The organism is Arthrobacter oryzae (assembly GCF_031454875.1).
GTDB classification, from domain to species: domain Bacteria; phylum Actinomycetota; class Actinomycetes; order Actinomycetales; family Micrococcaceae; genus Arthrobacter; species Arthrobacter oryzae_D.
Genome location: NZ_JAVDRQ010000003.1, coordinates 111,025 through 123,946, shown reverse-complemented (window position 1 = coordinate 123,946; position 12,922 = coordinate 111,025). Strand labels below are relative to the sequence as shown.

12 protein-coding genes are annotated in these 12,922 nt (G+C 65.3%); 7 read left to right on the top strand and 5 right to left on the bottom strand.

The features are described 5' to 3' along the window. Nucleotides 1–42 precede the first annotated feature (42 nt). Nucleotides 43–2,160, bottom strand: coding sequence for a transketolase (gene tkt / locus J2805_RS06420; protein WP_309974848.1), 2,118 nt, complete (start codon nucleotides 2,158–2,160; stop codon nucleotides 43–45). 436 nt (nucleotides 2,161–2,596) lie between these two features. Here tkt and J2805_RS06415 point away from each other — a divergent pair, with 436 nt between their 5' ends. Further along, a complete protein-coding gene (locus J2805_RS06415) occupies nucleotides 2,597–3,556 on the top strand; it encodes a heme o synthase (protein ID WP_307047152.1) in 960 nt (319 codons plus the stop codon). A 356-nt stretch (nucleotides 3,557–3,912) separates the two neighbouring features. Here the strand turns inward: J2805_RS06415 and J2805_RS06410 are convergent, their stop codons facing one another. From J2805_RS06410 to J2805_RS06400, 3 genes are read right to left on the bottom strand one after another with little or no spacing between them, the layout of a single operon-like run. Next, nucleotides 3,913–4,857: a COX15/CtaA family protein gene (locus J2805_RS06410; protein ID WP_309970951.1), complete on the bottom strand. Its 945-nt coding sequence runs from the start codon at nucleotides 4,855–4,857 to the stop codon at nucleotides 3,913–3,915. 7 nt (nucleotides 4,858–4,864) lie between these two features. Then, complete coding sequence (locus J2805_RS06405) at nucleotides 4,865–5,623, bottom strand: ABC transporter permease (RefSeq protein WP_309970949.1); 759 nt, start codon at nucleotides 5,621–5,623, stop codon at nucleotides 4,865–4,867. Beyond that, complete coding sequence (locus tag J2805_RS06400; protein WP_309970945.1) at nucleotides 5,620–6,588, bottom strand: ABC transporter ATP-binding protein; 969 nt, start codon at nucleotides 6,586–6,588, stop codon at nucleotides 5,620–5,622. The genes J2805_RS06405 and J2805_RS06400 overlap by 4 nt, the downstream gene beginning before the upstream one ends. A gap of 115 nt (nucleotides 6,589–6,703) precedes the next feature. Here J2805_RS06400 and J2805_RS06395 point away from each other — a divergent pair, with 115 nt between their 5' ends. The 6 genes from J2805_RS06395 (at nucleotide 6,704) to J2805_RS06370 (ending at nucleotide 11,919) form a co-directional block, all read left to right on the top strand. Further along, nucleotides 6,704–7,549: a helix-turn-helix transcriptional regulator gene (locus J2805_RS06395; RefSeq protein WP_309970942.1), complete on the top strand. Its 846-nt coding sequence runs from the start codon at nucleotides 6,704–6,706 to the stop codon at nucleotides 7,547–7,549. Then, nucleotides 7,549–9,012 carry a Fe-S cluster assembly protein SufB gene (sufB, locus tag J2805_RS06390; RefSeq protein ID WP_309970939.1) on the top strand — a complete coding sequence of 488 codons (1,464 nt, stop codon included), beginning with the start codon at nucleotides 7,549–7,551 and terminating at the stop codon, nucleotides 9,010–9,012. Before J2805_RS06395 ends, sufB begins: the two co-directional genes overlap by 1 nt. Further along, complete coding sequence (sufD, locus tag J2805_RS06385; RefSeq protein WP_309970937.1) at nucleotides 9,012–10,298, top strand: Fe-S cluster assembly protein SufD; 1,287 nt, start codon at nucleotides 9,012–9,014, stop codon at nucleotides 10,296–10,298. The genes sufB and sufD overlap by 1 nt, the downstream gene beginning before the upstream one ends. Nucleotides 10,299–10,327: 29 nt before the next feature. After that, complete coding sequence (locus tag J2805_RS06380) at nucleotides 10,328–10,687, top strand: non-heme iron oxygenase ferredoxin subunit (RefSeq protein ID WP_309970934.1); 360 nt, start codon at nucleotides 10,328–10,330, stop codon at nucleotides 10,685–10,687. A 100-nt stretch (nucleotides 10,688–10,787) separates the two neighbouring features. Then, nucleotides 10,788–11,573 (top strand): Fe-S cluster assembly ATPase SufC, encoded by a 786-nt coding sequence (gene sufC, locus J2805_RS06375; protein ID WP_309970930.1) that lies wholly within the window; start codon nucleotides 10,788–10,790, stop codon nucleotides 11,571–11,573. A gap of 13 nt (nucleotides 11,574–11,586) precedes the next feature. After that, nucleotides 11,587–11,919 (top strand): metal-sulfur cluster assembly factor, encoded by a 333-nt coding sequence (locus J2805_RS06370; RefSeq protein WP_309970927.1) that lies wholly within the window; start codon nucleotides 11,587–11,589, stop codon nucleotides 11,917–11,919. Nucleotides 11,920–12,014: 95 nt separating this feature from the next. On the opposite strand, the gene ypfJ is transcribed toward J2805_RS06370, so the two are convergent. Beyond that, nucleotides 12,015–12,896 carry a KPN_02809 family neutral zinc metallopeptidase gene (gene ypfJ / locus J2805_RS06365; RefSeq protein ID WP_309970923.1) on the bottom strand — a complete coding sequence of 294 codons (882 nt, stop codon included), beginning with the start codon at nucleotides 12,894–12,896 and terminating at the stop codon, nucleotides 12,015–12,017. Between the last annotated feature and the right edge of the window lie 26 nt (nucleotides 12,897–12,922).

The window sequence follows — 12,922 nt, the reverse complement described above, 5'->3', positions numbered from 1 at the left end:
ATGGGTTCCGGGGGACCGGGGTCCCCCGGAACCGTGGGTGGATCAGTTGGAGAGGCCGGCGAGGGATTCCTTGGCCGCGGCGGCGACTGCTTCTGCCGTGATGCCGAATTCCTGGAAGAGGCGCTTGTAATCGGCGGAAGCACCGAAGTGCTCCAGGCTGATGGAGCGGCCGGCGTCGCCGACGAATTCGCGCCAGCCCAGGGCCAGGCCGGCCTCCACGGAAACTCGTGCCTTCACGGCCGGGGGCAGGACGGCGTCGCGGTAGGCGGCGTCCTGCTTGTTGAACCACTCCACGCACGGCATGGACACCACACGGGTGGGGATGCCGTCGGCCTGGAGGGCTTCGCGGGCGTTCACGGCCAGCTGGACCTCGGAACCGGTGCCGATCAGGATGACCTGGGCCTCGGCGGTCTTGCCGTCCTTGGACGCTTCGGCCAGGACGTAGCCGCCCTTCGCGACGCCGGTCACGGCACCGAAGGTGTCGCCCTCGGCGTCGCCTTCGCCGCGGGCGTAGGTCGGGATGTTCTGGCGGGTCAGCACAATGCCGGCCGGGTTCTCGTGGTTCTCCAGCATGACCTTCCAGGCAGCGGCTACCTCGTTCGCGTCGCCGGGGCGGACAACGTCCAGGCCCGGGATGGCGCGGAGCGAGGCGAGCTGCTCCACCGGCTGGTGGGTGGGGCCGTCTTCGCCCAGGCCGATGGAGTCGTGCGTCCAGACATACAGGGACGGCACACCCATCAGGGCGCCGAGGCGGATGGCCGGGCGCTGGTAGTCGGAGAAGATCAGGAACGTGCCGGAGAACGCGCGGGTCTTCCCGTGCAGGGCGATGCCGTTCACGATCGAGGCGGCGGCGTGCTCGCGGATGCCGAAGTGCAGCACCCGGCCGTAGGGGTTGCCCTTCCAGGCTTCGGTCTGCTTGGAGGCAGGCACGAACGACGGGGAGCCTTCGATGGTGGTGTTGTTCGATTCGGCGAGGTCGGCCGAGCCGCCCCAGAGTTCGGGCATGACCGGGCCGATGGCGTTCAGGACCTTGCCTGATGCGGCGCGGGTGGACACGTCCTTACCGGCTTCGAAGACCGGCAGGGCGCCGTCGAGCTCCACGGGAAGCTTGCGGGCCTCGACACGCTCCAGCAGGGCGGCGGCTTCCGGGTTTCCGGACTGCCATGCCTCGAAGCTTTCCTGCCATTCGGCGCGGGCGGCTGCACCGCGGTCCACGACTGCACGGGCGTGCGCCAGGACGTCCTGGTCAACCTCGAAGGTCTTCGCGGGGTCGAAGCCGAGCACGTTCTTCAGCGCGGCGACTTCCTCGGCACCCAGGGCGGAGCCGTGGATCTTGCCGGTGTTCTGCTTCTTCGGGGCCGGGTAGCCGATGATGGTGCGCAGCGACACGATGGAGGGCTTGGAGGTCTCGGCCTTCGCCGCGAGCAGGGCGGCGTACAGTTCCTGCACGTCTTCCTTGTAATCGCCGGTCTTGGTCCAGTCCACACGCTGGACATGCCAGCCGTAGGCCTCGTAGCGCTTGAGGACATCTTCGGTGAACGCGATGTCGGTGTCGTCTTCGATGGAGATGTGGTTCTCGTCGTAGACCACCACGAGGTTGCCGAGTTCCTGGTGGCCGGCCAGCGAGGAAGCCTCGGAGGTCACGCCTTCCTGGAGGTCGCCGTCGGAGGCAATGACCCAGATGGTGTGGTCGAACGGGGACTCGCCGGCGGGAGCATCGGCGTCGAACAGGCCGCGCTGGCGGCGCTGGGAGTAGGCGAACCCGACAGCGGAGGCCAGACCCTGGCCCAGCGGGCCGGTGGTGATTTCCACACCGGCGGTGTGCTTGTACTCCGGGTGTCCCGGGGTCAGCGAGCCCCAGGTGCGCAGGGCTTTCAGGTCATTCAGTTCCAGGCCGTAGCCGGAGAGGAACAGCTGGATGTACAGCGTCAGGGACGTGTGGCCGGGGGAGAGGATGAACCGGTCGCGGCCGATCCAGTCCGGGTTCTTCGGGTCATGGCGCATCAGCTTCTGGAAGAGAAGGTACGCGGCCGGGGCCAGGCTCATCGCGGTGCCCGGGTGACCGTTCCCTACTTTTTCGACCGAATCCGCGGCCAAAATGCGGACCGTGTCAACGGCGCGCTGGTCCAAACTGGTCCATGACAGTTCTTGCTCTTCCAAATGTGGCACGAAAACCGGGCCCCTCTCTGTGCTGACGGCAGGTGGTACGGACAGGCCGCAGCGGAGGCGCGCAATGGCGCCGCTGCGGTGTGTACCAGCCGTTCACCATTGAAACGTTGATCTATCATTCAGTCGCGTGTGAGTTTCCGGGAATGCGCATTCCATGGGCATTCCTTACGTGCTGATCTGCAGATAGCTTAGCCCCATTCCAAGGGCTGGTCAGCGTGTATCTCACTAAGTGGACTGAATTTTCTTATATGAATCACCGCGTCGCGGCTATGGTTGTGAGCTTCGGTTAACCTGCCGGAATTGTGCAGGCTTTGGCGGCCGGAGAGCCACGGTATGATATTCGGAGGCCACCGCCGGAGGGAGCGGGCCCGCTTTGGGCCCCCGCCGCTGCGAGAACCAGCCGGACTGAACAGCCAGACAGAACAGAGTGACTGCCACCGTGAGCACAACAGATACGCCGCTGAACGCCTCCCGGCTCCCCGGAAAGATCGGGATAGCCCGCAAAGCCAAGGCGTACCTTGCCCTCACGAAACCGCGGGTCATCGAGCTGCTCCTCGTGAGTACGCTGCCCACCATGATCTACGCCGAACGCGGATTCCCGTCCATCGGGCTGATCCTGGCAACCCTCGTGGGCGGAGCCTTCGCCGCGGGCAGCGCCGGCGCGTTCAACTGCTACATCGACCGCGACATCGACAAACTTATGCATCGCACGGAAAAGCGACCCCTCGTTACCGGTGAGGTCACTCCGCGCGAAGCGCTCGTCTTCTCCTGGCTGCTGGGGGCGGCCGCCATTGCCATCCTCTGGTTTGGCGCGAACCCGCTGTCGGCCTGGCTCGGCCTCGGAGCCATCGTCTTCTACGTGGTCATTTACACCATGATCCTTAAGCGCCGCACGGCCCAGAACATTGTCTGGGGCGGAGCGGCAGGATGCTTCCCCGTGCTGATCGCATGGGCTGCGGTCACCAACACGGTTGAATGGCCGGCCATTGTGCTGTTCATGGTGATCTTCCTCTGGACCCCGCCGCACTACTGGCCGCTGTCCATGCGCTACGGCGAGGACTACCGGAACGCCAACGTGCCGATGCTGGGTGCGATCGCCGGCGCGAAGGTCGTCTCCGTCCAGGTGGTCCTCTACGCGTGGGCCATGGTGGCGTGCTCGCTGCTGCTGGTACCCGCGGGCGGCGCGGGCTGGGTCTACACGGTCACGGCCGTCCTGGCCGGCGCCTGGTTCCTGTACGAATCACATGCCCTCTACAACCGGGCGCAGGGTGGCGACGTCTCCAACAAGGGCGCCATGAAGGTCTTCCACGGCTCCATCAGCTACCTCACCCTGCTCTTCATCGCCCTGGCTGTTGATCCCTTCGTGGGCTCGGCCATCATGGGCTAGCACCAACCGCCCCTCAGGACGCTCTCTCACTTCCGGCGGTAAAACCGCCAACGCTCTCTCAGCTTTCGCAACGAATCGGGCAACGCTCCTTCACACCTTGTGAAGGAGCGTTGCCCTTTAATCGCAGGGTCTGCGAGAGCGCCGGCCGAAAGCGTGCGGGATCTGCGAGAGCGTCGGGGAAAAGCCCCCGGGATCTGCGAGAGCGTCGGCCCGCAAAGCGAAGCACCCCGGTCCCTCTGAACTGCGGGCCGGGGTGCGTGGGTCGGGGCTGTATTAGTTGACGGAACGGTCCTACCTCGCGGCCGCGTCTTGCTTCGCGGCCGCGCGCTTACTTAACGCGCGCTTACTTAACGCGCCTACTTAACAGGGCTGAACCGTGCGACGTCGGCGGCGTTGGTGGCTGCGCTCATCAGCAGCGCGGCTCCCAGCATGTGGGTCCCCACCAGCAGCGCGGGGATGCCGTTGTAGTACTGGGTGAAACCGATCACGGCCTGCAGCAGCGTGACTCCCAGCAGCAACAGGACGGCGGTGCGGAACGGGCCCCTGATCCGGTCGCGGAACACGAGGAACACGCCGAAGAGGGCGCCGGCCGTTACCAGGTAAGCGGGCACGGCGTGGATATGCGAGAAGAGGTCCCAGTCCAGCCCATTCCTCGGGGCATCGGCATCGCCGGCGTGCGGGCCGGCGCCGGTGACCACCACTCCGAGGGTCACAGCCAGTGCGGAAAAGAGCGCGACGGCGGCCATCACCGGCCGGGCGGCGCCCGGCAGAGCGTCAAGCCCGACGGTGCGGAAACGACCCGTCCGGCCGTAAGCCCGGTTGACCAGCAGGGTGGCGAACACAACCAGGGCCATCGAGACGAGGAAGTGGAGCCCCACCACCCACGGGTTCAGCTGAGTGAGCACCGTGATGCCGCCGATGACGGCCTGCGCCGGAATGCTCGCCAGCAACCCCAAAGCCAGGAGGAAGAGGTCCCTGCGCTCCCTGCGGAGGTTCCACAGGTAGACCAGCATGAGGGCCGCGATGGCCGCCAGGGCAAACGTCAGGAGCCGGTTTCCGAATTCGATGAAGCCGTGGATGCCCATTTCGGGGGTATTGACCAGGGATGCATCCGTGCAGCGGGGCCAGGTGGGGCAACCGAGTCCGGACGCGGTGAGGCGGACGGCCCCGCCGGTCACAACGAGCACCGTCTGCCCGATGAGCGACAGGACAGCCAGGCGGCGAACGGTCGCATCAACCGTTACGGGGAGCTTGGACGTCATCCGTCCGAGAATCTGGGGGAGGCGCGATGCCGTACTCACGGTTTTCTCAATTCCACTTGAACCAACGGATGGCTGCTGCGCCGGCGAGTGCCGTCCAGAGAAGCAGGATTAGGGTGGCGCCGCCATTGAGGGTGCCTGCGAGGAAAGCATCCCGGAGGGCCTCACCCAGCGCCCCGGAGGGCAGGAAGTGGACCAGTCCCTGGGCGGGGCCGGGCAGACGTTCCGCGGGGATGACAATGCCGCCCAGGGCACCGAGCAGGATCCACAGGAGGTTGGTGATCGCCAGAGTCGCCTCCGGACGGACTGTTCCTGCGACCAGAAGCCCCAGGGCAGTGAAAGCTGCCGCCCCCAAAACCAGGAGCCCCAGCGCCGGGACCCAGCCCGCCGTCGTCGGCTGCCAGCCCAGCACGAAAGCCACCGCGCCGACCACCAGGACCTGGAGGAGGAGCACGGCGAGAACGGCCAGGATCTTGCCGGCGATCAGTCCGGCCCGGCCCAGGGGAGTTGTGGAGAGGAAGCGCAGCACTCCGTAGCGGCGGTCGAAGCCCGTGGAGATGCCCTGGCCGGTGAAGGCGGTGGACATGGCGCACAGGGCGAGGATGCCCGGTACCGCAACGTCAACGCGGCTTCCGCCGAGGCCGTCCAGCAACGGGGTGACTGTCAGGCCCACCAGGGCCATCAGGGGCAGGACGATGGCGAGGATGAGCTGCTCCCCGTTCCGCAGCATCGTGAGTGCTTCGTATTTGCCCTGGAGCAGAATGCGGCGGAGCAGCGGGGCGGGAGCGCTGCCGAGAACCCGGCTCATCGGATCTCCCTTCCGGAAATGTCCAAAAATACGTCTTCCAGGCTCCGTGCCTCCAGGCTCATGGAACCGGGCATGATGCCGTGCGCAGCCCACCAGGCTGTCAGCGCGGCCAGGTCTTCCGGCGTCAGCACTCCGGTGACGGCGTAGCTCCCGGCCCGCGCCTCCCGGATATCGACGGCGGCGGGCAGGACGCCCGTGAAGTCAAGGCCGGGCTGCGACTCAAAGAGCAGTGTCCGTACGTGTTCCTGGGCGGAGTCAGTGCCGATGTTCCGCTGCAGCAGCTGCGCCACCGTGCCTTCGGCGACGTTCCTGCCGGCGTCGATGATGTATACATAGTCGGCCAGCCGCTGGGCGTCGTCCATCAGGTGGGTTGTCAGGACGATTCCCATGCCAGCGTTCCGCAGTTCGGAAATCAGTTCGAACACCAGCTGCCGCGACTGCGGGTCCAGGCCGGCACTGGGTTCGTCGAGGAACAGCACCTCGGGGTTTCCGGCGAGGGCTGCAGCAAGCGCCAGCCGCTGCCGCTGGCCGCCCGAAAGGCGCCGGACCGTGGTCCGGCTGAAAGTGTCGATGCCCAGGCGCTCGATCAGCTCGTCAACGGGCCAAGGGTCCCGGTACATTCCGGCGATGTGCTTCAGCAACGGAATCGGCCGGGCAGACGGCGGCAGCCCGCCGTCCTGGAGCATGACGCCGACGCGGGAACGGAGTTCAGCACCTGCGGTGTCGGGGTCCTGGCCCAAGAGGGAAACCGAACCCCCGGACCGGCGCTGGAGTCCCTGCGCGCATTCGATGGTGGTAGTCTTACCGGCGCCATTGGCTCCCAGCAGGGCGGTGACCTGCCCGCGTTCGGCGGCGAGGGAGACTCCGCTGACCACCCGGAGCATCTTGCCGTCAAGGGAGGCCAGCGGGCCAACATCCTTAATGAGTCCTGTGATGGACAGGACGGGAGAATCGGGAGATCGCACCAAAGCATTCTACGCGATGTAGTACGCCCGCCACCCGCCCCCGATGTGACCGTAGGCCAGCCTCACCTTACTGGAACGGGGGAGTAAATTACGACATGATTGTGTTGTGTATTCCATGAGCACTCGACTTTCTGCGCCCCGAACCGGGTCCGACGCGCCCACCGGCGCCTCCGGTCCGTTCCGGCCGTCGACGTCGGCGCCGCACGTATCCGCCGTCGACTCGGATGAGCGCACGCGGGACCGTGTCCTGGGCGCCGTGCTGGAGCATGGGCCGGTCAGCGCTGCCGAACTGGGTGACCTGCTTGGTTTCACTCCCGCAGCCGTCCGCCGTCACCTGGACCACCTGTCGCGCAGCGGCGTGATCGAAGTCAAGCGTGTGGCGAAGGCCGGTACCGGCGCCGGACGTCCGGCGCGTCGCTATGTCCTCAGTTCACAGGGCCAATCATCGCTCGGCGACGACTACCTCGACATTGCCGGCCTGGCGCTGCAGCGCCTCGGCGAGATCGCCGGACCGGACGCCGTCCGTGAGTTCGCCGTCGAGCGCTTTGCCGACATGGAACGCCGCTACGCGCCGGAGATCGACGCCGCCGGACCCGATATCACTGCCCGGGCACAGGCACTGTCCGCAGCGCTAAGCCGGGACGGGTTCGTGGCCTCCGCCGCCTCCATCGAGGCCAAAGCTCCGCTCCCCGCCGCACTTTCCAGCGTCCAGCTGTGCCAGGGGCACTGCCCCATCCAGCAGCTGGCCACCAAGTTCCCGGTGTTCTGCGACGTGGAAACCGAAGTGTTTTCCCGGCTCGTGGGCGTCGACGTGCGCAGGCTCTCCACGCTGGCACGCGGCGGTCACGTCTGCACCACCCACATACCTACAGGCCGTCCGGCCGCCAAGGGGCCTGACGGTCCCGGACACACCACGGACAGCCTGGGCGAAGTATCCAACCATCTGCAAGAAAGGCCGTGATGACGGACCAACTATCAGAGAACAAGGTTGCTGAGACTACTGTGATTTCGGAGATTCTGGAGAAGAATCCCGAGCTCCACGGTATTGGCACCTACGAATACGGCTGGGCCGACAAGAACGATGTCGGCGCCAATGCCCGCCGCGGCATTGACGAAGATGTCGTCCGCGACATCTCGGCCAAGAAGAGCGAGCCGGAATGGATGCTCGACCTTCGCCTCAAGGGCCTGAAGTACTTCGACCGCAAGCCCATGCCCACCTGGGGTGCAGACCTCTCCGGCATCGACTTCGACAACATCAAGTACTTCGTGCGCTCCACTGAGAAGCAGGCCGCTACCTGGGAAGACCTTCCCGAGGACATCCGGAACACCTACGAGAAGCTGGGTATCCCGGAAGCCGAGCGCAGCCGCCTTGTTTCCGGCGTCGCCGCACAGTACGAGTCCGAGGTTGTGTACCACCAGATCCGCGAGGACCTCGAAGCCCAGGGCGTCATCTTCCTGGACACCGACACCGCACTGCGCGAACACCCGGAGATCTTCCAGGAGTACTTCGGCACCATCATCCCGGTGGGCGACAACAAGTTCGCTTCGCTGAACACGGCCGTCTGGTCCGGCGGTTCCTTCGTCTACGTCCCCAAGGGCGTCCACGTGGATATTCCGCTGCAGGCCTACTTCCGCATCAACACGGAAAACATGGGCCAGTTCGAGCGCACCCTGATCATCGCCGATGAGGACTCCTACGTTCACTACATCGAAGGCTGCACGGCGCCGATCTACACCTCGGACTCGCTGCACTCCGCCGTGGTGGAGATCATCGTGAAGAAGGGCGCCCGCGTCCGCTACACGACCATCCAGAACTGGTCCACCAACGTGTACAACCTGGTCACCAAGCGCGCAATCTGCGAAGAAGGCGCCACCATGGAATGGATCGATGGCAACATCGGCTCCAAGGTGACCATGAAGTACCCGGCCGTCTACCTCGTGGGTGAGCACGCCAAGGGTGAAACCCTGTCCATCGCGTTCGCCGGCGAAGGCCAGCACCAGGACACGGGCTCCAAGATGGTGCACATCGCACCGAACACCAAGAGCTCCATCATTTCCAAGTCGGTGGCCCGCGGCGGCGGCCGTGCCGCCTACCGCGGCCTGGTCCAGGTCCGCGAAGGCGCAAAGCACTCGGCCAACACGGTCCGCTGTGACGCGCTGCTGGTGGATACCATCAGCCGTTCGGACACCTACCCGTACATCGACATCCGCGAGGATGACGTGGTCATGGGACACGAGGCAACTGTTTCGCGCGTCAGCGAAGAGCAGCTGTTCTACCTGATGTCCCGCGGCATGCGCGAAGACGAGGCCATGGCGATGATCGTCCGCGGCTTCATCGAGCCGATTGCCCGTGAGCTGCCGATGGAATACGCCCTCGAGCTGAACCGCCTGATTGAACTGCAGATGGAAGGATCGGTCGGTTAATGACTGACATCACTACTGAAAAGGCCCGCATCGGCGCGCCGTCAGCCCAGCCGTTCATCAACGGTTTCACCGAGGAAGGCGAAAGCCTTTCGCCCATCAACGCCGCCGACTCCAAGGCACCGCTCGCGGGAGAGGCAGTCAAGCGCCACTCCCACGGCGGCGGCGTCGGCATCCCGGACAGCTCTCGCGCCGGCCGCCTGACCTCCTACAAGCTGGCGGACTTCAAGCCGCTGACCGGCCTGGAGGAAGACTGGCGGTTCACCCCGCTCAAGCGCCTGCGAGGACTGCACTCGGCTGTCCTCAACGGCACGGCTCCCGGCGTGGGCGTCACCGCGCCGGACGCCGTGATTGTTGAGACCGTGGGCCGCGACGACAAGCGCATCGGCTCCGCAGCGATCCCCGAGGACCGCGTTTCCGCCAACGCCTGGGAAAACTTCAGCGAAGCGACGGTCATCACCGTGCCCGCAGAGTTCGAATCTGACGGCGAGATCAACGTCGTCCTGACCGGACAGGGAACGGACGCTTCCGCCCAGCACCTCGTGATCGTGGCGCAGAAGTTCTCCAAGTCCGTTGTGGTCCTGGACCACCAGGGCAGCGCGGTTGTCTCCGAAAACGTGGAGATCGTGGTTGAGGACGGCGCCGAACTGTCCGTCATCTCGCTCCAGGAATGGAACGACGACGCCGTGCACGCCTCCTCGCAGCAGGCCAAAATCGGCCGCGACGCCAAGTTCAAGCACATCGTGGTGAGCCTCGGCGGGGACCTGGTCCGCGTCACGCCTTCAGCTCGGTTCACCGCCCCGGGCGGCGAAGTTGAAATGCTCGGCCTCTACTTTGCCGACGCCGGCCAGCACCTTGAGCAGCGCCTGTTCGTTGACCACGCAGTGGCCAACTGCAAGTCCAACGTCCTCTACAAGGGCGCACTCCAGGGCCGCAACGCCCACGCCGTCTGGGTTGGTGACGTCCTGATCCGCAAGGAGGCAGAGGGCACCGACAGCTACGAGGCGAACCGCAACCTGCTGCTCACCGACGGCGCGCGTGCTGACTCCGTTCCGAACCTCGAGATCGAGACCGGCCTGATCAAGGGTGCCGGCCACGCCAGCGCCACCGGTCGCCTCGACGACGAGCACCTGTTCTACCTGATGGCTCGCGGTATCCCGGAAGACGTGGCCCGCCGCCTCGTGGTCCGTGGATTCCTGCACGAAATCATCCAGCACATCAAGGTGCCGGCCATCGAAGAGCGTCTCATCGCATCCGTTGAGCGCGAACTCGCGGCAACCAATAACTAGTGCAGCAGTAGAGGAAACGGACACACCAGATGACTGACCAGCCAAAAGGCGAGCTTGTCTGCAATGCCAGCGAGATCCAACTCAAGCAGGCGCTGCGGATCCTGATCGACGACTACCCCGTAGCCATCGTGAAGGACTCCATGGGCGAAATCCATGCCATCGGTGACACGTGCTCGCACGCGGACATCTCGCTCTCCGAAGGTGAGATCGAGGGCTGCAAGATCGAATGCTGGGGCCACGGCTCCCAGTTCGACCTCCGCAGCGGCCAGCCGCTCCAGCTGCCGGCCTACGATCCCGTGCCTGTTTTTGCCGTGGCCGTTCACGGCGATGACGTCTACGTGGACGTCACCAATGTGGTGAACGGTGCCGAAGCCCCGACCTTCAGCTGACTGCCCGGCCACCAAGGCAGTCCGCACCCCGTTTTAGAAAACTTTCAGCCGAGAAACCGCACCGCCGCCGGAAGGCACGGTGCAGAGGAGAACAAGACACATGTCTACTCTTGAGATCAAGGACCTGCACGTCAGCATTGAGACGGAGCAGGGCACCAAGGAGATCCTTAAGGGCGTCAGCCTGACCATCAAGACCGGCGAGACGCACGCCATCATGGGCCCCAACGGTTCAGGCAAGTCCACCCTGGCGTCCACCATCGCCGGCCACCCGCGCTACAACGTCACCAGCGGTTCCATCACGCTGGACGGCGAAGACGTCCTGGCCATGAGCGTCGACGAGCGCGCCCGTGCCGGTGTCTTCCTGGCCATGCAGTACCCCGTTGAAGTTCCGGGTGTCACCATGACCAACTTCCTGCGGACCGCCAAGACCGCCATTGACGGCGAGGCACCCAAGCTGCGCACCTGGACCAAGGAAGTCAAGGAAGCCATGCAGAAGCTGCGCATCGACGCCGACTTCGCCCAGCGCAACGTCAACGAAGGCTTCTCCGGCGGCGAGAAGAAGCGGGTGGAGATCCTCCAGCTCGAGCTCTTCAAGCCGAAGTTCGCCATCCTGGACGAGACCGACTCCGGCCTCGATGTGGACGCGCTCAAGGTTGTTTCCGAGGGCGTCAACCGTGCGCACGCCGAAGGCAACATGGGCACGCTGCTCATCACGCACTACACCCGCATCCTGCGCTACATCAAGCCGGACTTCGTGCACGTGTTCGTTGACGGCCAGGTTGTCGAGGAGGGCGGCCCGGAACTCGCCGACCGCCTCGAAGAAGAAGGCTACGACCGTTACGCCACCGGTGCTGGCGCAGCCACCATCGCTGCCGCACAGGCCTAGTTAGGACAACGCCATGACCGAAATCAATGCGGCCCGCACGGGCCTCGAAGATGTCGAAGAGGCACTCAAGGACGTCATTGACCCCGAACTTGGAGTCAACATCGTTGACCTGGGCCTGCTCTACGGCCTGAAGTACTCGGACGACGACGGCGCCCTCCTGATCGACATGACGCTCACCACGGCGGCCTGCCCGCTCACGGACGTCATTGAGGAGCAGGTGGGCAAGGCCCTCGACGGTGTCGTGGACGACTGGCGCCTGAACTGGGTCTGGATGCCGCCATGGGGTCCCGAGCGGATCACCGAAGACGGACGCGACCAGATGCGGGCCCTCGGTTTCAACATCTGATCCCCGGGTCTTTGAATAGCACTGGCTAAACTACGACGGCGGCCGGTCACCTTCCACGGAAGGTGACCGGCCGCCGTCGAACTTTTAAGCGATCGCTAGAGCGTGGGCGCCGAGAACGTGTCGCACTGGTTGATGTCGCCGGTCTGGTAGCCCTGATAGAACCACTTCTGCCGCTGGGCGCTGGAGCCGTGGGTCCAGGCCTCCGGGGAAACCCGGCCGGTGGCGGCTTCCTGGATGCGGTCGTCACCGACGGCTGATGCCGCGGACAGCGCATCGTTCAGGTCCTGCTGGGTGAGAGGTTCCAGGAACGGCTGGCCGGTCTTGGGATCCTGCTGCGTTGTGGCGTAGCGGACCCAAAGCCCGGCATAGCAGTCCGCCTGCAGCTCCACCCGGACGGCCCCCGATTCGGGGCCCTGCGGATCCTGCTGAGCCCGGTCAAGGTTGCCCAGGACGTTCTGGACGTGGTGGCCGAATTCATGCGCCACCACATACTCCTGCGCCAGCGGACCGCCGGACGAGCCGAAGCGGTCCACCAGGTCCTGGAAGAATCCGGGGTCGAAATAGGCGGTGGTGTCAGCCGGGCAGTAGAACGGGCCAACGTCTGAGGTTGCGCCCCCGCACGCGGTGTTGGTGGCCTGGCTGAAGATGACCGTCGTTGGCCGCGGATACTCCGTGTTGTACTGGGCCAGGTAGGCGGGCCAGAAGGCATTGAGGCTGTTGACGGTTCCGGTGATGCGGCAGTCGAGGCGGGCGTCGGCGTCGGCGCCGCTCTCGCAGGCCGGTGCACTTCCCTGGCTCTGCGGGCCGGGCGCCGTGCCCGTCAGGCCTTCCAGCATCTGCGGGTTGAACCCAAACAGGGCAGCCAGCAGGAGGATGATTCCGCCTCCGATGCCGCCGCCGATCTTAGTCCCGCGGCCCATGCCGCGCCGGTCCTGGACCTGGGACGGGTCCAGCTGGACATTGTCATTGAAACTCATATTGTCACAATAGCCTTCGCGGACAG